Origin of the sequence: Rhodococcus sp. G-MC3 (genome assembly GCF_030063335.1) — a bacterium.
Taxonomy (GTDB): Bacteria; Actinomycetota; Actinomycetes; order Mycobacteriales; family Mycobacteriaceae; genus Rhodococcoides.
This window is the reverse complement of the sequence record NZ_JASISW010000002.1, coordinates 129225-148063: the sequence shown is the minus strand read 5'-3', so window position 1 is coordinate 148063 and position 18839 is coordinate 129225. Positions and strand designations below refer to the sequence as shown.

Below are 18839 nucleotides of genomic sequence, written 5' to 3'. Positions count from 1 at the left end.
TTTGAAAAGTTGGAGAAGATGTCGGGTACCACAGTGACTAGCGAGGTTCCGGCCACCCTGGGAGCAGGCTGCGTGGTTGCTGTGAACGTCTCCCGTCACAGCTCGGGCGCACTGAAGTGGTGGTTGCCGAGCGGATCAGTGAGGTGGACGACACCCTCGGGCAGGCGTTCGGTGGACCAGGCCTTGGCGGTTTTCAAGTTGTGATGCAGCCTGCAGAACGGACCGAGGTTGGTGCGGATGGTCCACCCGCCCGCGGCGGGATCGTCATGGTCGAACTCGACGATATGGTCCAGATCGCACCGAGCCGACGGTACCGAGCACCGTGGATGCAGGCACACCGGATGTTCGGCTCGCACCAGGGCAGCCAGCGTCGCTCCGGGCGCGTAAGTGAGGGCGCCAGGCGGTGGAGTGCGGTGGCCGCCATGCCCGTCCGGGTACACCGCGTGACTTTTGCTCGGATTCTTTTCGACGACCTTTCGCCAGTAGTCGATGAGTTTGCCTGCCCCTCGCCGCCTTTCGCTCGACGGGGTCAGGTCGGAGGGAAGGAACCCGGCCGGAATTTTTCGCGTACGCCCCAGCACGAGATCGCATTCGGTACCTGCTTTCTTCGCCTGTTCGTTCGCGAGTTCTCGGAGCCGCTGGATGTCCTCGCGTATCTGTTGCGCGGTGGGCGTGGTCACTCCGTCGGGAAATTCGGCAGCGGTATCGTTCTCGCGCCGCATCGCCTGGTCGAGAAAGTACGCGACGCGATCGTCGAACTCGGTCGCGGTGCAGTCGTGATCGCAGCAAGTGCATTCGCATGCTGCGGGTTGATCGGTATCCGGCGGAGGGTCTGGTCGATCCCAGTCGGAGTGGTCGTCGAGGCAGTCCTCTCCCCCGGTGAGTAGGTCGAGGTATTTTCGCGAAGCCGTGAAAGTAATCTGCCAGGTGGAGTCGGCCGCCATGGCCCTAGCCGTTGCAGCATCCACCGGGCCGTAACCATGCAGGTGCGCAGCGCGGTTCCCGATGCCGAGGATCGTCTCGAGGTCAGCTGAAATGTGGATGACGTAGGCGGTCGTCGGTGCACGGCGGCCGGCGGCGGCACCGGTGCAGCCCTGACTGGGCCCAGCAGCATTACCGGGCCGCGCCGAATCGCACGAACCAACCCCGGAGGTCGGCCCATCGCTTCCCGGCCCATCACCTCCCGGAGAGTCGGATGTCTTACGCTGTGCGACATCAGTTTTCGCGTCCGGAGACTTGCCTGGCTCTGCGTCGTCGTCTGGGACCGGGCTACCGGCGGCCCTGTCAGTCACCGGTTCGGAGAGTGTCAGCACGCAACCAGGCTCACCGCACTCGCAGCTCAGCGACCCCTTACGGAAGAGCTCGACTACCGCCTGCGCACGGAGTTGGTCGAGCGACCGTGGATCCCGAGGGCACACCTTTTTCAGTTCAGCTTCGATTCGATCGGCCATTTCGACACTCTCGGCACCGGTGACAGTGGTCGAGACACGACCCATTCCGCGCGCCAGTGGGGTAATCCGCACCTTTCGCTCGGTCGCAGCCGCGCGCTTCCGCGATTCCCGATCCCAATCGGGGTCCGCGTCGTTGAGCAAGCGGTCGATTTCGCGACCAAGTTCGGGTGGAGCGAGAGCGACCGCGCACCTGACGAACTCGGATTCCAGTTCGAAAATCAGCTCCGATCGCGCACCCAGTGTGTGTTCGCGGATCTTCCTGACCTCGGCCAAACCGATCCGGCCGTCGGCGAAGGCGTCGCGGACGAGCGGCGTGATCGACCACCACTGGCGGAGTAATTCATCGACCGTCTGATAGGTGGTAGCCAGTGCTGCGGCCAGCTCGGCGATTGCCGACGTGTGCACCGTCCGGTGGTCGAACTGTGCATCAGCAGCCGCTTCAGGGTATTCCGAACGAGACTCGTAGTAGCGGGCCATATCAGCCAGCGATGCCGCTACTGCTGCGTTCGCCGCACGGCCGGCGGCAAGCACGTCGGCAAGCACGGCTCTATCGTCGACGATTGTCATGCCACCCCCCGGTGTCGCGATTCCCAGCTACTCGAACTGATGTTCGAATATCAAGAGACTACCGCGGGCCACCGACAGGTTTCTTCGACGATCTCTAACCCTCCGCACTCGACACTTCGACTGCGTTGCTTGCTTCCCAGCCACCCCTCCGGCGTCGTCCATCTCGTGCCAACCAGCAGGACAGAACGGTCGCTTTCTTCCCGTGGATTCCTACCCGACGCCGTCGCATATGCCGTCGAACCTGCAAGAAAGTGTGCCCTCGACGGAAGATCAGAAATACTTCATTGTGAGTGCGAATACACACCCTGCTGTGTATTCCCACGCACACGCGGCGGAGCCGTCTACTCCAGGTCCTTCTTCTCGGCAGCGCTAGCGGCCTCGGCGTCTCGTTCCTGCTTGGCCGCGGCCAAGCCGGACATCGTTCGCAGCGGAACCTCCTTGACGAAGAGGACCAGTACGAAACCGACGACCATCAAGATCGACACCGCGAGGAAGACGTAGTCCATTGCGTCGGAGAATCCGATCCGGAACGGTTCGGCGAGCGCCGAGTCCAGTTTCTGGATGAACGACGAATCCACCAAAGCGCTACCGGCGATCGAGGGATCACGAGCAATCAACGCATTGGCGAACCCTGTTTCCAGGGGATCGCCGCTTGTCGACGCTGCCTTCACCGCGGCCTGAAACTCGGGCTTCTCCGCAGCAGCGGTCAGTGCGTCGGTTGTCTTCGGAGTGAGCTGCGTGAACAGCATCGACAGGAAAACGGCGACACCGAGGGTCGCACCGATCTGCCGGAAGAATGTCGCCGCGGACGTCGAGACACCCATGTCCTTCGGGGGCATCGCGTTCTGAATCGCAAGTGTCAGCGGCTGCATCATCGAACCGAGCCCGGCGCCGAACACACCCATGACGACCATGGTCTGCCAGAGCGGAGTATCGGCGTGCACGTAGTGGAAGGTGAACATTGCTATCGCCATCAGAGCGGTGCCGACGATCGGAAAGATTTTGTAGCGACCGGTTTTGGAGATCATCCGGCCGGACACGATCGAGCTGACCATCAGTGCACCGACGAGAGGAAGCGTCTGGTACCCGGCCAGTGTGGGCGACGAGCCTTTGACGACCTGGAGATACTGCGGCAGCAGGGATATCCCACCGAACATCGCGGCACCGGCGATGACGCTCACTGCGATACACAATGCAAACAATCGGTTGCGGAAGAACCGCATCGGGATGAGGGCGTCGTCGCCCATTTTGATCTCGGCCAGCACGAACGCGATGACGCCGACGATGCCGATCCCGAAGCAGGCGAGCGCGCGTGTCGAACCCCAGCCCCACACACGGCCTTGCTCGGCGATGATCAGCAGCGGCACCAGACCCACGCTCAGCAGCACCGCACCCCACCAGTCGACGCGGGCATCGCGGCGGTTCACCGGGAGGTTGAGCACTCGCCACACCACCGCGAGCGCGAGGATGCCGAGGGGAACGTTGATGTAGAAAACCCAGCGCCAACCGGTGATGCCGAGGATCGATGACTGGCCGGCGAGCAATCCGCCGACGACCGGGCCGAGCACGCTCGACGTGCCGAAGACTGCCAGAAAGTAACCCTGGTATTTCGCGCGTTCGCGGGGCGGAACGATGTCGCCGACGATGGCCAGCGCCATCGACATCAGACCACCGGCCCCTAGACCCTGCACTGCGCGGAAGGCGGCAAGCTCGTACATCGACGTCGAGATTCCGCAGAGCATCGAGCCGATCACGAAGATCGAGATCGCCGTCATGAAGAACGGTTTGCGTCCGTACAGGTCGGACAGCTTGCCGTACAGCGGCGTCGAGACGGTCGAGGTGATCAGGTACGCCGTGGTTACCCACGCGAGCACCGAGAAGCCGTTCAGATCGTCGGCGATCGTGCGCACCGACGTGGCAACGATCGTCTGATCGAGAGCCGCGAGGAACATTCCCATCATCAGCCCCGACAGGATCGTCATGATCTCCCGGTGGCTGTACTCGCCTGTCTCGGTCTTCGTCACATCAGATTGGGATACCACCGCTTGGTCACACCTTTACGATATGTTTGCTTACCGCACACAACTAAATTCGGACTACCAGCATGCGCGTCGGCACGTGAGAAATGCAACGTGGTTTCAGCGGTTCCTGAATCGGTGCAAAATTTCACGCATCGTGTGCGGATGGATGCCTTCATCGGCCAGTTGCCTTCGGGTCTTGCGACGAGTCAGCAGAACGCCGGTGATCGCAACGATCCACACCGGATATTGCACAAGAAACGCGACCCTGAACGCGTCGAAGGTGTACCCGCCCATGGCCTGGAGTACCCAGCCGATGGACGCGATCACCAGCAGCGATGCGAGGAATCCGCCGATATTGACCATGCCCTGCGCAGTGCCGAGGTTCGCACTCGGATTGAACGTGCGCGCGTAGTCGAATCCGATCACCGAGCCGGGACCGCCCACTGAAATGACCACGACCAGAAGCACGAGCAACCAGAGCGGCGCAGGCCCCGGCAGCGCCAGCACGATCGCCCACATCACGGCATTACTGACCATGACCGTCAGCACCATCCACGACCGCCTCATCGGATAGCGACCCGTCAGAATTCCCAGACCGATGCCGGACAAGATCGCCGACACGACCGACACCGAGAGCAGAGCACCCGCCGTCGATGCCGACAATCCCTGCGCCGACGTCAGATACGGAATCCCCCACAGCAACGCGAACACCGTGATGGAGAATTGCGTACCCATGTGGCTGAAGAATCCCAACCGCGTGCCATGACGCTTCCAGACCTGGCCGATCGTCGCCAACGTCTCGCGCAGCGAAGTCCTGTTCTCGACGATGTCCATCCCGGCGGGCACGTCGCGGATCAACGCCAATGCCAGTACGAACGCGACGAGACCGAGCGAGGCAGCGGTACCGAACGCGAACGTCCACCCGGGCCCGTTCAACAGAATGAGAAACGGAACCGCCGACAGTATCTGCCCCATCTGACCGAGCAGACCCGTCAACTGGGACACGATCGGTACCTGGCGAGGCTTGAACCAGCGAGGTACGAGTCGCAGCACCGAGATGAACGTCAGCGCATCACCGACTCCCACCAGCGCACGCGCCGCGACCGCCAACGGCAGCGACTCCGTCACCGCGAGCGTGACCTGCGCAATCGTCATCAGCAGGGCGCCGAGTGCGATCATCTTGCGCGAACCGACCCGGTCGAGAACTACCCCGGCAGGAATCTGCATCGCTGCGTAGACGATCACCTGCAGGACGACGAACGAGGACAGCAACGATGGGCTGATCGAGAACCGGTCGGCTGCATCGAGGCCCGCGACACCGAATGATGTCCGGTGGAGAACCCCGACGATGTAGGCGAAGACACCGGCGCCCCAGACCACCCACACAGTTCTCACTGGGGACATTCTGCCAAGGCCGCTGTGAAAAGATTGCACCCGGCAGTAATCGATCACCAGGAAAGTGAGCAATGACATGGCTGGACACATCTTGGTGATCAACGGACCGAATCTGAACATGCTCGGCACCCGGCAACCCGAGGTGTACGGCCACGAGACGCTCGACGACGTAGTCGCGCTATGCGAGAAGACCGCAGCCAAGCATGGCCGAACCATCCGCGCCGAGCAGTCAAACCACGAAGGCCAGATCATCGACTGGATCCACGAGGCACGTGGTCAGGCATCGGGCATCGTCATCAACCCGGGTGGATTGACTCACACCTCGGTCGCGCTCCGAGACGCTCTCGTCATCCCCGAGGTGCCGATCATCGAAGTCCACATCAGCAACGTTCACGCTCGCGAGGAGTTCCGCCACCACTCGTTCGTCTCCCCCATCGCCAGCGGAGTCATCGCAGGCCTGGGCATTGCCGGGTACGGGTTTGCCGTCGAACGGCTCGTTGCCCTCACCTGAGAGCGTCCGAGCACTCAGCTTGACCTCAGGCTTACCTGCCTATGCTGGCCGAGGACTTTTCGGCAGGCGAGCGAGGGACGACGCAGTGAGCGACAGCAGCAAGAAGAAGGCGCAGGCGGCCGCAGCCGCACTCCAAGGCAAGAAGGACAAGCAGCGCCGGACCCTCATCCAGGTTGCCGTCGCCGTCGTGCTGATCGCGCTGGTTGCCGTCGTCGGATTCAATATCGCGTCGAAAGACTCCGACGACACCACCGCAACACCGGCTGGCACGGCCACCGCCCCTGCCGTTACGCCCTCCTCGGTCACCGCGGACGGCGCCATCCGAGTCGGGGCAGCGGACGCGAAGGTTGTCGTCACGGTCGTCGAAGATTTCCAATGCCCGGCCTGCAAGCAGTTCGAATCCATCAGCGGTGAGACTCTCACCGATCTCGTCGCCGACGGGACCATCGCGATCGACTACAAGCCGATCGCGATCCTCGACCGCATGTCCTCGACCCAGTACTCCACGCGAGCGGCGAACGCGAGCATCTGCGTCGCCGACTCCAACAAGGACGTATGGCCCGCCTGGCACACGGCGATGTTCGAGCAGCAGCCCGCCGAGGGCGGCGATGGCCTGACCGACGACGAACTCGTCGCCATCGCCACGGCAGCGGGAGCCGACAGCCCGGAGGTGGCAAGCTGCATCACCGGCGGCACCTACATCGACTACGTCGCCAGCCAGACACAGTCCGTCATCGACGGCGGCGTCACCGGCACGCCGTCGGTGTCGGTGAACGGCACCGCAGTCTCCAACCCGACGCCCGACGGCCTGCGCGCAGCAATCACCGCAGCGCAGTGATCGAGACAGCACAGTGATCGAGACAGCACAGTGATCGAGGCAGCACAGTGAAGGCGACCCGGACCACCGCCTGGGTTCTGACCATCGGCGGCCTCTTCGGATTGACTGCGGCCCTGACGCTGACCATCGAACGCATCGAACTGTTGATGGATGCGTCGTACGTTCCGTCGTGCAGCCTCGATCCGGTGCTCTCGTGTGGCTCTGTGATGACGACCGATCAGGCGGCGTTGTTCGGATTCCCCAACCCGATCATCGGTATCGTCGCGTTCACCGTCGTGGTCGTCACCGGAATCCTGACGCTCGCGAAGATCGAACTTCCGCACTGGTACTGGCTCGGACTGTCTCTCGGAACACTGCTCGGTGAAGTGTTCATTCACTGGTTGATCGACCAAAGCCTCTATCAAATCGGCGCACTCTGCCCGTACTGCATGGTCGTGTGGGTTGTGACGATGCCGATCTTCATAGTGTCACTGTCACAGCTGGTCGACCGCGATCACAGCTCGAAGATCCCGCGGCTGCTTCTGGAATGGCGCTGGACCATCCTCGCCGTCTGGTACGCCATTGTCATCGCCCTGATCGGTATCAGATTCTCCGACTACTGGGCGTCCCTTTTTTAGAGAACAGCTACAGCGTCGATCTCGATCAATAATTCCGGCATCGCGAGACGAGAGACCTCGACGACGGTCTGTGCAGGCCTGGTCTCGGGAAACAACTCTCCGAGGATTCCGGTGTATGTGTCGAGGTTGCTCAGGTCCGCGAAGTAGACCGTCAGCTTGACCACGCCTTCGAGAGTTCCACCCGCGGCGTCCAGGATCAGACGAATGTTCTCGAACGACAGTCGAATCTGCGCCTCGACGTCCGAGGTACCCTCGAACTGCCCGTCAGCCGAGATCGCGGTCTGGCCGGACAGGTACAGCGTCTTGGCTGCGTTCTCCACGACGACGCACTGCGACAGCAACTGTGCGCCAGGATCCCACACAGTGTCGGGCGAGACGACATACTTCTTCATCGGGCTCCTTGGGCTGTCACAGTTGCACCGTAAACCTTCGCGCGTAAAACAGGTATGGACCCCACTCACCTTGTCGACCCGCGACGCCCTCGCGGCCGGCGTCACCGAGCGCGAATTCCGAGGTGACCATGCACATCGGCAGCTCGTTCGAATCCGCCGTGGGGCGTATCTGGCTGCATCGACTGCAGGAACGGTGGCACAGTCCCGAGGTGCCGGGTTCTGCACGCCACTTGGCAAAGAACGCGCCGTGGGCGCGATCCGTAGATGAGGTACGCGAATTCGAGACCACGGACCGCACCGACAGTGCATGATGATGTGAGTCAGCTCATGTGGGGATGAGCGGGCACGGAACGTTGGGGAGAGGTCCGAGCACCGGGAGTTGTTTTATGGCAGGTGATCCGATCGCAGTCATCGTCGCAGTGGTGATGTCTGCAGCAGGAGTAGCAGCAGGATCCGATCTACCCCCGCAGATACAGGACGGAGTCGCCGGAGCCGCGACAGCGGCCGAGGATTCCGTACCCGGTCTGCAGAAGCAACTCGACGACTTGCTCAAAGGGCTGCCCGCACCCGCGGCCGAGACTGCGAGCACCATGCTCGACGACGCAGCCACAGCGATCGAAACTGCAGCGGAGCCGATGCTGCCGCCGACGGCCGACAAAGCCGAGACACCCGAGGCAGCTGCGGCCGACGCTGCCGGTGCTGCAGTAGCGGCGGCAGCAGCAACGGCAGCGCTTCCGACCGTCTCCACTGCGGGACCCGTCGCCAGTACCTCGATTTCGTCGCTGATTCCGAGCTTCGGTGGGGCCCTTCAGTTCGGTGCATCGTCGTTTTCGCTCAGCGATCTGGCTTCCCAGACCGCGTTCATGCCCGCCGCGGAAGCACTGCGACGTGCTCTGTTCCCCGGAATGCCAGCGACATTCACCGGGGTGTCCAATTCGCCGATGGGCGCCATCACTGCATTCGTGCCGTGGCTGATGAAGGCCGGGGCGATCTGCGGCGGCGTGAAGGCACCTACCATCGCTGCCCTCTACGCCGCCGAGAACGGCTTCCGCTTCGGACCGACCTCACCGGTGTCGAGTACTGGAGCCCGCGGGCCGGGACAGTTCATGCCCGGCACCTGGAAGACCTACGGCAAGGACGCCGACGGGGACGGCATTGCCGACGTCAACGGCATAGCCGACTCGGTGATGGCATCAGGGAACCTACTGTGCGACATCAACGGCCAGGTCGAGCAGTGGAAGAAGGAAGGGAAGGTCTCCGGCGACTCGCTCGACCTGACGATCGCGGGCTACAACGCGGGCGCGGGAGCAGTGCTGCGATCAGGCGGAATGCCCTCGGGGACCGTAGATTACGAGACACAGACCAAGCCTTACGTGGCCCGCATCCGCGCAACGGAAACGCAGTTCTCCGCGATCATGAACCCGTTCGCCGGCCTCGATCTCGCCGGAGTCGGTTCACGCGCAGTCAAATCGGCGATGGACTACCTCGGGCTTCCCTACGTGTGGGGTGGCGGCAACATCAACGGGCCCTCCGGCGGCGGGTTCGACTGCTCGGGTCTGACGTCGTACGCCATCTTCAAGGCGTCGGACGGAAAGGTAACTCTCCCACGCACATCGGAGACCCAGTGGAACGTCGGCACCGAGATCCCACTGTCGATGACGCAACCCGGAGATCTCCTGTTCGGAAACTGGCAGGCAGGCGGCCCAGGCCACGTCGCCATCTACATGGGCAACGGGCAAATGGTGCACGCGCCGACCACGGGCGATGTCGTCCGCGTCGCGGAGGTGTTCGACGGCATGAAGGCGCGTCGAGTGCTCTGACGCGCGCCTCAGAGTTGATGGACGCGAGTGTGGGGGTAGGTTCGGAACCGACCGAATACAGCGCACGAGCAGAGGGGCCGAACCAAGTGGCACACGGAGCCGGCACTGAACCATTGGGCTTCGACGACGCGTTGGCTCCGGCTCCACCCGAGGGCGAGGGCTTCGAGACCGGGTGGACGGTGCGCACCGGTGACGTCGACCCTGGCAACCGTCTCCGGTTCGACGGCATCGCGCGTTATTTGCAGGACATCGGCTCGGACAACCTCGATGCGACGGCGCTCGGCGTCACCGACCCGTTCTGGATCGTGCGTCGCACCGTGATCGACGTGCACCGACCCGTCGAGTTCCCCGATCGCGTTCAACTGCGGCGTTGGTGTTCCTCGATGTCGACACGATGGTCGAACATGCGCGTGCAGATCACCAGCGACAAAGGTGCGTCGATCGAGACCGAAGGGTTCTGGATCAACATCAGCGCCACCACCGGCATGCCGACGCGTATCAGCGACGAAGCATTGGAGTTGCTGGCACGCACCACCGAACAGCACCGCCTCCGCTGGAAGCCTTGGCTCACCGAACCCGCCCCGTCGGAATCGCACACGGACATCCATTTTCCGTTGCGCGCCACCGATATCGACTCGTTCAACCACGTCAACAATGCCGCGTACTGGCATGCTGTCGAGGAGCTACTCGTCGATCAGCGTCCGCTGGTGACCGCCCCGCACCGGGCCGTCATCGAATACCTGTCACCGGTCCTCGGAGGCGAGCACGTCGCTATCCGGCACCGCTACGACAATGGGGCGCTCACACTCTGGTTCGTGGTCGACGGCGCCGTCCGCTCGGTCGCGAAGGTGGCGCCGAGAGCCTGACGGTCGAGCTTTCCTCGCGCCGTCCGAGGAAGCTGCGCGAGAGCGGTGATCACGGCCGGCATACTCGGACTCGGCAGCGAGTCGCGAAGCGCACGGCGAATCGCGTTCGAAGAGAGTGCATCCCCGTCGAGCACCACCGCAAGCGCTGGTACTTCGCCCATTCTGGCGTCAGGAATCGCGACGCACGCAGCCTCGGTGATTCCCGGAATCGCCAGTGCGGCAGCCTCGATCGGTGCAAGCTCCACATTGAGTCCGGATCGGATCAATGTCTCTACCTCGCGGCCGAACAGGGTCAGCTGCCGGCCGTCCAGGGAACCCCTGTCCCCCACCGCCATCCATCCGTCGACCGGGCCACCCGCGACGCCGCCTGAGGTGAGGTAACCGTCGAAGAGCATGTCGCTACGCACGTGCACGATGCCGCCGCGGACCTCGACGTCGACGCCGTCGAACAGCGTGCCTGCCGCGGGTTCGACGCCTCGATCGTAGGACACGAAACTCAGCTCGGACGCACCGTAGAAGTGCACGAGCGAGGCGTGCGGCAACACCTGCTGGAGCGCTTCGCGGCCCGCCGACGGCCAACGGGCGGCGCTGGAGAGCACTTCACGGACGCTCAGGAACGGGCCGGCGCCCGATCGTGCGATGTCCCAGGCGATCGTCGGAACCGAATAGAGGTGAGTGGCACCACTCCCGAGAGCATCCACCGCGGGACGCAGATCGATGGCGGCTCCTCGGGTCAGTCCGTGCACCGCGCCGTACAGAAAGTGGGTGTGATCGAGTGCGCCGGGAGCGGAGATTCGATCGCCCGTCCGCACATCGAACACTTCATCGCTGCGATCGAGTGTTTGCGCCCACGAATGCTGTTTTCGGACGAACAGTTTCGGCTCACCGGTGGTGCCCGAGGTGACTCCGACCAGAAGCTCCGAATCACTCTCGGCGCCGAAATGGCTGCCGTCGGCATCGAGTCGCTCGATCGGGTTCGTGCAGCCGAGCCGACGCATTCGCCGATGCTGGCTCGCCGACGCGACCACGGCGCCAGGGCCGGCGACCTCGATCACCTGTGCGTACTGCTCCGGCAGTAGGTGCCGATGCAGCAGCACAACCGACACACCCGCCGACATCGCCGCCACGACGGTAACGAGCGACCCGACATCCGACGTCGGGAGCACTGCAACGCGGCGCAGCCCTCGCATCCCCGCCGCCGACCGCTCTACCTGCGACCAGAACTCCCTGTACGACACCGATTCACGACGGTCGATCACGGCGACCGAATCTGGGACGTCCCTGACGCTGCGGGCGATCCGGTCGGCGATCAGCTCAGTCATCGTCGACCCCTCGCGCCACGAGGGCATCGCCGAGAGCGTCGGCGGTGCGCAGCGCCCGCACTATCACCGGGGTCGCGAGCGCGGTCATCGACCACTGCAGTCCACGGGCCTTCCGAGCCTCGGACACCTCGTGGACGATCGTTGCCAGGATCGGGATGCACCGGATCGCGAGGGCGAGCATCAGACCGATCCGCTCGGGGTCGACACCGAGGCGCCGAGTTGGACCCAAAGCACGCGTGACGGTGTCGAGCATGTCGGTCACACGGGTCGTCAACGTGACGAGCGCTGCGAGGGCCACCGAGATCAACAGCACCCCGCACACCACGATCGCCCGTTGCCACGTGGTGATGATGATCTGGAAGACACCGATGATCAAGAGCATCCACAGCACGGGACGCAGCTGCGCCAGAGCTATTTTCACCGGGATCCGAGCAACGCCGAAGAGGGCGGCGACCACCAGGGCCACCGCCGCGACCTCGATCGGTGTCCTGGCGAAGATGGTCGCGCACAGGATCGAGACGATCAGCAGCAGCAGTTTCAGACCGGCGGGCATCCGGTGCAGAAGGGATGTGCCGGGACGATACAGCCCGATCACGAGGTCCCTCCGGAGATCAGCGGGACCACAGGCTTGGTCTCGGGAACAACGAGTCCGATCACGAGGTCCCTCCGGAGACCGGCCTGATCACAGCACGAGTTCCCGATAGGCGGGCACGGCATCCGCCGGGGTGCCATCGAACGCAACGACGCCCTGGTCGATGACGACGACTCGCTCGAAGCTCTCCAGCAGCGCCAGCTGGTGCGTCACGACGATCACCTGCTGGTCGAGCGAATCCAGGGCTTCGGAGACGACGCGCGCATTCCGTAGGTCGAGCAGCGTCGTCGGTTCGTCGGCGATGACCACCTCGGGGCGTCGGATCAGCACGGCACCGATTGCCAACAATTGCTTCTGACCACCGGACAGCAGATGAGAGGGGTGCTCGGCATGCCCGTCGAGCCTGAAGCGCACCATAATTTCCTGCACGCGTTCCGCGATTTCCTGCTTGTCCAGCCCGGATCGACGAAGCGAGAATGCGAGATCCTCGGCCACCGTGGGCATCACGATCTGGGTGTCCGGGTCGGTGAAGACGAAGCCGACCTTCTTACGGACCTGCGCGCCCTTCTTCGACGCGTTCACTCCGTCGACCATCACGGTGCCGGAGGTCGGGGTAAGGAGTCCGTTGATCGTCCGTGCCAGCGTCGATTTTCCGGACCCGTTCGAACCGATGATGCCCACTCGCCGCTCGGTGATCGACAAGTCGATCCCTCGCAGTACTTCTCGTTCACCGAACGCATGTCGCACCGATTCGAACACGATCTCGCTCACCACGCACGCTCCACGATCATCGCAATACCCTGTCCGCCGCCGATGGCACACGCGGCAAGACCCAGCTCCGGGCCGCCGCCGGTGAGCATCTGAGCAGCCAAGCGCACCAACAGTATTGCCCCGGATGCTCCCCACGGATGCCCCATCGCGATCGCGCCGCCCTGCGGGCACAGCACGCCCTCATCGATACCCAGCTCGTCGGACACAGCGAGCACGACGGACGCGAAGGCCTCGGTGATCTCGATGATGCCGATGTCGGACAGGCCGACTCCGGTGCGCCGCAGAACCTTCTCGATGGCGGGCACCGGCCCAAGCCCCGGCAGCGCAGGATCGGATCCCGCGACGGCGCAGCCGAGCACCCGAAGCGCAGGCAGTTCCTTCGCACGCTTTTCGGTCGTCACTGCGAGTACTGCTGCGCCATCGGAGATGCCACAGGAGTTGCCTGCAGTCGCAGTGCCGTCGGAAGTGAAGCTCGGCCGCAGCCGCGCCAACCGCTCCCGCGTCATGTTCGGCCGGATGCGTTGGTCACGCTCGATGCCGCCGACCGCGACGATCTCGCTGCTGAAGTCGTGGGCCGCGGCCAGCGAATGCGAACGCGCCGCATAGGCATCCTGACGCTCTCGCGAGATGCCACGGATGCGCGCCAGATCGTCAGCGGCGACGCCCATATCCGGGTCGGGAAAATTGTTCGGCGCGAATGGTGCTCGCGTGTAGCGCACCGGATCGGAGTCGCCGAGCGGGGGCCAGAACCGCCACGGTGCAGTGCTGGCCGACTCGACCCCACCAGCGAGAATCAGCTGATCGTCACCGCTCCTCACGCGCAGGGCTGCCTGCATCACCGCATCCAGTCCGGAACCGCACTGACGATCGACTGTCACACCCGGCACGTCAATGCCGAGTCCTGCCGCCAGGGCTGAGATACGCGCAGGATCTCCGCCTGGACCGAGGCAGTTTCCCAATACGACGTCGTCGACCCCATCGGAGCAGCCCGACTCCCGCAGCGTTGTTGCTACCGCGCGTAGAACAGGCGCAGCCAGATCCGTCGTCGTCAGACCGGCGAAGCCGTGTCCTGCATTGCCGATCGGCGTCCTCCACGGAGCAACGAGCACCGGTGCGCTGCTGCTAGTCATTCAACGAGTCTTTCACCCGACCGCGAGCAACCTTTCCGCTGCCCGTACGCGGGAGTGTCTCCACGATCATCCAGCGACGTGGTATCGCCTCCTTGACCAGTCCGCTGCGCGCGTGGGCCTTGATCGCGGCCAGTTCGGCGTCAGGGTCGAGTTCGAGCACTGCCGTCACAGTCTCGCCGAGCACATCGTGTGGTGTTCCGATCACGGCGGCGCCGCGGACACCGGGAAACGATTCGAGAATCTGCTCGACGTCCTCGGCGATGACGGTAGTGCCTCCGACGTTGACGGCAGCACTGCCTCGGCCGAACACGACCAGCTCCCTGCCCTCATGAAGCTCGGCCAGATCCCCCACACCAACCCATTCATCGGTCCCGAGAACTGTGTACGGCGAGCGCACCCACAGCAATCCGCCCCTGATCTCGGCATCGATGCCGCGCAAGAGGCGCAGCGGCTGGGCGCCCCTGCGGGCGGCGACCAAAGACAACTCTGCGGCTCCGTAATACTCGACGATATCCATGCCACCGAGAAGTTGCTCGGCGCCGCCGCGGAGAGCTGTGCCTGCGACGACGGCCAGCCGGAGGTGCGGAGCGTGCTCGACAAGTGTCCGCAGAACACTAGGCACGGCATGGGCGACCGTGGCGTCGAGCTCGTTGTCGGTGACACAGGCTCCGAGCGTCAGGGCATGAACTGCGCCGAAGAGGTGCATCGTTGCGTGTAGCGGACCGGTGACGAGCACACGGTCGGACGCACCGATCTCGGTGATATTCGTGAACTCGGCGAAACTGTCGGTCCACGATCTCCAGGTGCGAGCCAGTGGCCTAGGCCTACCGGTGGACCCCGACGTGGCGACGAGCAACTCTGCTCCGCTGGGAACATCCGCACGCTCGGGACGCGCAGCAGGGTCCTCGACGTGGACCGGGACTCCCTGCCGCGCCGCGGCGAATACACACACCAACGCCTCGGGGACGGATAGAGCCGAGGCATCGTGCATCGGTGCATGCGGCCACCGACGAACCTCGCGCTCGACGTCGGCGTAGGTGAGAACAGTCCCGTGCCAGTCGATCGCGGGTTGCGACCCCGATCCGCCGAGCAGCAGGTTCATCAAAAAAACAGGGTCATCGAAAAATCAGGGTCACTTCGACATCAGGCCGGGATACGCCCGGTGCACCGATTTCGCGACGACGGTAGCGATGACGACCTTGACCAGGTCACCGGGGATGAAAGCGAAGTTCGTGGAGATCGCTGCCCACACCGACAAGTCGGTGCGCAGAAGCAGCCCGATGGTTCCGAAGATGTAGACGACCACGATGCCGCCGAGGATGTTGATCAGCAGACCGAGCACAATCGAGTACTTCGGGAGGACGCGCGCGGTGAGCAGGCCGATGACGAACGCGGCTGGGATCCAGCCGATCAGGTAACCGGCGCTGGGTCCTGCCATCGCGGTCAGACCGGTTCGTCCACCCGAGAGCAGCGGTAGTCCGATGAGCGTCAGGGCGATGAACACAACCACCGCAGCGGTGCCTTTTCGCGCTCCGAGGATTGCACCGGCAAGCATTACTCCGAGTGTCTGCAGCGTGATCGGCACGCCGCTGAATCCGACGGTGATGGCACCCGGCAGGCCGAGGGCGGCGATCAGTGCGGCGAAGACTGCGATCTGCGCCATGTCGCGAGCCGAGATTCGCATACCTGACATCCGTGCACCGGACAACGTGGACTCCTGTGTGCCGCCGAGACCTGTCATGACTACTCCTGAGTGTTTCCAACTTGAACGGCGTTCAAGGTAGCAGGTCGCAGGGCTCCGGCACAGCTCAGGCCTCCTTGGGCTGAACCAACCGACCGACACGTCACGGGAGAATGCCCGATACGGTGTCGACCATGACTCGAACCCTGGTACTGATGCGACACGGTAAGTCCGGATACCCCGAGGGCACCCCCGATCACGATCGGCCTCTCGCCGAACGAGGACAGCGTGAGGCAGCCCTCGGCGGGGAGTGGATCAGGAGCACGGTCGGCACGATCGATGCAGTGATCTGTTCGACGGCAGTTCGAACGCGCGAAACACTGGGGGCCACTGGCATCGACACACATGTTCGGTTCGAGCAGCGAATCTACGGTGGCGCGCCCGAGGAGATCGTCGAGGAGGTCGGATTCACCGATGATGCCGTATCCACCCTGCTGGTCGTCGGACACGCACCGGGAATCCCTTTCACTGCAGTGGAACTGGCAGTTGATCCGGACTCCGAGGTCGCCCAGGAGATCAGCCGACGGTTTCCGACGTCGGCGATCGCAGTGTTGACATTCGACGGGCCGTGGGAAGCGTTGGGACCAGGCACCGCCTCACTGACTGCGTTTCACATCCCACGCTAGCTGCGCATTTTGGCGACAACGAAACCGACGACGCCGAGTGCGATGAGCAGCAGCAACGCGGTACCGAAACCTGCCAACCACCAGACCACTGCAAAGACGACCAACGCAGGGGCGGCCGCGACGAGCGCGATGGCCGGGCTCTCACGCACCGTCTCGAGCGCTGACTGTGCACGAACCCTGTCGATCTTCTTGCCTGCCATGAGAGCCCCTTCCGATATGTCTGCTTCTACTGCTCCACAGTAGCGCGCATCGACTGGGTACCGATGACCCTGAGCAGGTCGAACTTCGCGCGCGCGTCGGTCCCCGGCAGCGGTGTGTAGACAAGTAGATGCTGACCTTGCTTCTGGGTCACGAGGGTCTCGCAGTGCACCGACACGAGTCCGACGTCCGCGTGCACGAAACGCTTCACCGCCGACGTCTTGAATGCGACGCGGTGCTCGCTCCAGATGTCCTCGAACTCCTGACTGTCTGCCCGGAGACGATCCACCAACGTGGCCACTTCGGCATCGCCCGCCCGCCTTGCCGACACTGCGCGCAGGTCCGCGACATGCTTGTGTCCCAGACGCTTCCAGTCGTCTTCCGGGAACAATGTGCGCGCCGATGGATGGGTGAACCAGCGCCACACGATGTACCGGTCGAGACCCGAGTACACGGGCGGCCCGCCGCACAATGCCACGTACATCTCGTTGTGCGCGAGGATCTCGCCGAGATCGGTCACCACACACGCCGGAGTGTCGTCCAGTTTGGTCAACAGGTGCATCAACCCTGGTCCGACGTGTTTGTCCGCTCCGACCCTCGTGGGGGGTGATTGCCCGGCCAGGATGTAGAGGTGATCGCGTTCGTCGTCGTCCAGCCGTAGCGCGCGGGCCAGCGAACTCAGGATCTGCGTAGACGGATGCGGTCCGCGGCGCTGCTCCAGTCGTGTGTAGTAGTCCGTCGACATCCCTGCCAGCAGCGCGACCTCGTCGCGGCGCAACCCTGGAGTACGGCGTCGGACTCCCAAAGAGATGCCGACGTCGGCAGGGGTGAGCACCTCTCGGCGTCGCCGCAGAAAATCCGCCAGTTCGTCTCGTTCCACACTCTCAGTGTGCGCTCTTACGCCGCGTCCCAGCCAGGGATCGGCAGTCCCCCGACAAGCGGTCTCTGCCGGTCGCCGCCGAAAGAGCCGACTGTGGGGTGCATGAACAAGACACAGCTGGGAACCACTGGTCCATCCGTATCGCGCATCGGCCTCGGCGGCATGGGCATGTCGGGCGCCTACGGCGCCTCCGACGAGAAGGAGTCGATCAGGACTATTCATGCGGCGATCGATGCAGGCGTCGACCTGATCGACACTGGAGACTTCTATGGGGCCGGCCACAACGAGATGCTGATCGGGCGAGCACTGAAAGAACGCAACCGCGAGGACGTCACACTGTCGGTGAAGTTCGGCGCGCTGCGATCCCCCGACGGCGGATGGCTCGGGTTCGATTCGAGCCCCCGCGCCGTCAAGAGCGCCGTGGCGTACAGCATGGCGCGACTCGGCGTCGAGTACATCGACATCTACCGTCCGGCCCGGCTCGACAGCGCCGTGCCCATCGAGGACACCGTCGGTGCGATAACCGAAATGATCGAGGCCGGATACGTTCGGCACATCGGTCTCTCCGAAGTAGGAAGCGCGACACTACGCAGAGCGGCTGCTGTACATCCGATCTCGGATCTCCAGATCGAATACGCACTGATCTCCCGCGGAATCGAGGCGGACATCCTGCCGACCGCACGGGAGCTGGGAATCGGCATCACCGCGTACGGAGTGTTGTCACGCGGATTGCTGAGCGACGGGTTCCTGACGCCGAAAACGTTCGAAGCCGATGACTTTCGTGCACACAGCCCTCGGTTCCAAGGCGACAATCTGGACCGGAATCGCGAGATCGTCCGGGTGCTCGCATCACTCGCGGACGAACGAGGCGTCGCCACCGCACAATTGGCGATCGCCTGGGTACTGAGCCGAGGCGAGGACATCGTTCCGGTGATCGGTGCACGCACCACCTCACGACTGTCCGAAACGATCGCGGCGCTCGACATCGAGCTGTCGGACGAGGACGTCGCTCGGATCGAGAAGGCAGTTCCCGCCCACTCCGCAGCCGGAGCGAGGTACGCCGACGCGCAGATGGCCCAGCTCGACAGCGAGGCCTGACCG

20 protein-coding genes are annotated in these 18839 nt (G+C 63.8%); 8 read left to right on the top strand and 12 right to left on the bottom strand.

The genetic code is table 11. The annotated features are described in order from the left end of the window. Positions 1–95: 95 nt before the first annotated feature. From QMK17_RS02555 to QMK17_RS02545, 3 genes are all read right to left on the bottom strand, one after another. Positions 96–2018, bottom strand: a complete 1923-nt coding sequence (locus QMK17_RS02555; protein ID WP_283506857.1) for an HNH endonuclease signature motif containing protein — start codon at positions 2016–2018, stop codon at positions 96–98. A 341-nt stretch (positions 2019–2359) separates the two neighbouring features. Then, a complete protein-coding gene (locus tag QMK17_RS02550; protein ID WP_283506856.1) occupies positions 2360–4042 on the bottom strand; it encodes an MDR family MFS transporter in 1683 nt (560 codons plus the stop codon). A gap of 114 nt (positions 4043–4156) precedes the next feature. Then, positions 4157–5443: an MFS transporter gene (locus tag QMK17_RS02545; RefSeq protein WP_283506855.1), complete on the bottom strand. Its 1287-nt coding sequence runs from the start codon at positions 5441–5443 to the stop codon at positions 4157–4159. 67 nt (positions 5444–5510) lie between these two features. Here QMK17_RS02545 and aroQ point away from each other — a divergent pair, with 67 nt between their 5' ends. The 3 genes from aroQ (at position 5511) to QMK17_RS02530 (ending at position 7400) form a co-directional block, all read left to right on the top strand. Beyond that, positions 5511–5945, top strand: coding sequence for a type II 3-dehydroquinate dehydratase (aroQ, locus tag QMK17_RS02540; RefSeq protein WP_283506854.1), 435 nt, complete (start codon positions 5511–5513; stop codon positions 5943–5945). Positions 5946–6030: 85 nt separating this feature from the next. Continuing rightward, a complete protein-coding gene (locus QMK17_RS02535) occupies positions 6031–6783 on the top strand; it encodes a DsbA family protein (RefSeq protein WP_283506853.1) in 753 nt (250 codons plus the stop codon). A gap of 47 nt (positions 6784–6830) precedes the next feature. Beyond that, on the top strand, positions 6831–7400 hold the full coding sequence (locus QMK17_RS02530; protein WP_283506852.1) for a vitamin K epoxide reductase family protein: 570 nt from the start codon (positions 6831–6833) through the stop codon (positions 7398–7400). On the opposite strand, the gene QMK17_RS02525 is transcribed toward QMK17_RS02530, so the two are convergent. After that, positions 7397–7792: a RidA family protein gene (locus QMK17_RS02525; RefSeq protein ID WP_283506851.1), complete on the bottom strand. Its 396-nt coding sequence runs from the start codon at positions 7790–7792 to the stop codon at positions 7397–7399. The two genes, QMK17_RS02530 and QMK17_RS02525, sit on opposite strands and share 4 nt — an antisense overlap. A 128-nt stretch (positions 7793–7920) precedes the next feature. Here QMK17_RS02525 and QMK17_RS02520 point away from each other — a divergent pair, with 128 nt between their 5' ends. The 3 genes from QMK17_RS02520 to QMK17_RS02510 all read left to right on the top strand — a co-directional run bounded on the left by QMK17_RS02520 (position 7921) and on the right by QMK17_RS02510 (position 10478). After that, a complete protein-coding gene (locus tag QMK17_RS02520) occupies positions 7921–8103 on the top strand; it encodes a hypothetical protein (RefSeq protein ID WP_283506850.1) in 183 nt (60 codons plus the stop codon). A gap of 75 nt (positions 8104–8178) precedes the next feature. After that, entirely contained in the window at positions 8179–9612 is a 1434-nt protein-coding gene (locus tag QMK17_RS02515; RefSeq protein ID WP_283506849.1) for a C40 family peptidase, read from the top strand. A gap of 113 nt (positions 9613–9725) precedes the next feature. Then, a complete protein-coding gene (locus QMK17_RS02510) occupies positions 9726–10478 on the top strand; it encodes an acyl-[acyl-carrier-protein] thioesterase (RefSeq protein ID WP_442972684.1) in 753 nt (250 codons plus the stop codon). Here QMK17_RS02510 and QMK17_RS02505 read toward each other — a convergent pair. The 6 genes from QMK17_RS02505 to QMK17_RS02480 form a co-directional block, all read right to left on the bottom strand. Then, positions 10397–11800, bottom strand: coding sequence for an AMP-binding protein (locus QMK17_RS02505; protein ID WP_283506848.1), 1404 nt, complete (start codon positions 11798–11800; stop codon positions 10397–10399). The genes QMK17_RS02510 and QMK17_RS02505 overlap by 82 nt on opposite strands. After that, positions 11793–12395, bottom strand: a complete 603-nt coding sequence (locus tag QMK17_RS02500; protein WP_283506847.1) for an energy-coupling factor transporter transmembrane component T family protein — start codon at positions 12393–12395, stop codon at positions 11793–11795. Before QMK17_RS02500 ends, QMK17_RS02505 begins: the two co-directional genes overlap by 8 nt. An 87-nt stretch (positions 12396–12482) precedes the next feature. Beyond that, a complete protein-coding gene (locus tag QMK17_RS02495) occupies positions 12483–13163 on the bottom strand; it encodes an energy-coupling factor ABC transporter ATP-binding protein (protein WP_283506846.1) in 681 nt (226 codons plus the stop codon). Next, positions 13160–14293 (bottom strand): thiolase family protein, encoded by a 1134-nt coding sequence (locus QMK17_RS02490; RefSeq protein WP_283506845.1) that lies wholly within the window; start codon positions 14291–14293, stop codon positions 13160–13162. The genes QMK17_RS02495 and QMK17_RS02490 overlap by 4 nt, the downstream gene beginning before the upstream one ends. Beyond that, positions 14286–15395 (bottom strand): class I adenylate-forming enzyme family protein, encoded by a 1110-nt coding sequence (locus QMK17_RS02485; RefSeq protein WP_283506844.1) that lies wholly within the window; start codon positions 15393–15395, stop codon positions 14286–14288. The genes QMK17_RS02490 and QMK17_RS02485 overlap by 8 nt, the downstream gene beginning before the upstream one ends. Positions 15396–15425: 30 nt before the next feature. Beyond that, entirely contained in the window at positions 15426–15956 is a 531-nt protein-coding gene (locus QMK17_RS02480; protein ID WP_283507027.1) for a biotin transporter BioY, read from the bottom strand. Between the two features lie 212 nt (positions 15957–16168). Here QMK17_RS02480 and QMK17_RS02475 point away from each other — a divergent pair, with 212 nt between their 5' ends. Continuing rightward, positions 16169–16660: a SixA phosphatase family protein gene (locus QMK17_RS02475; RefSeq protein WP_283506843.1), complete on the top strand. Its 492-nt coding sequence runs from the start codon at positions 16169–16171 to the stop codon at positions 16658–16660. On the opposite strand, the gene QMK17_RS02470 is transcribed toward QMK17_RS02475, so the two are convergent. Both QMK17_RS02470 and QMK17_RS02465 read right to left on the bottom strand, forming a co-directional pair. After that, entirely contained in the window at positions 16657–16860 is a 204-nt protein-coding gene (locus QMK17_RS02470; RefSeq protein WP_283506842.1) for a hypothetical protein, read from the bottom strand. The genes QMK17_RS02475 and QMK17_RS02470 overlap by 4 nt on opposite strands. Before the next feature lie 26 nt (positions 16861–16886). Then, positions 16887–17738 carry a helix-turn-helix transcriptional regulator gene (locus QMK17_RS02465; RefSeq protein ID WP_283506841.1) on the bottom strand — a complete coding sequence of 284 codons (852 nt, stop codon included), beginning with the start codon at positions 17736–17738 and terminating at the stop codon, positions 16887–16889. Between the two features lie 102 nt (positions 17739–17840). Between QMK17_RS02465 and QMK17_RS02460 the strand changes: the two genes are divergently transcribed. Next, positions 17841–18836: an aldo/keto reductase gene (locus QMK17_RS02460; RefSeq protein WP_283506840.1), complete on the top strand. Its 996-nt coding sequence runs from the start codon at positions 17841–17843 to the stop codon at positions 18834–18836. Positions 18837–18839: the final 3 nt, after the last annotated feature.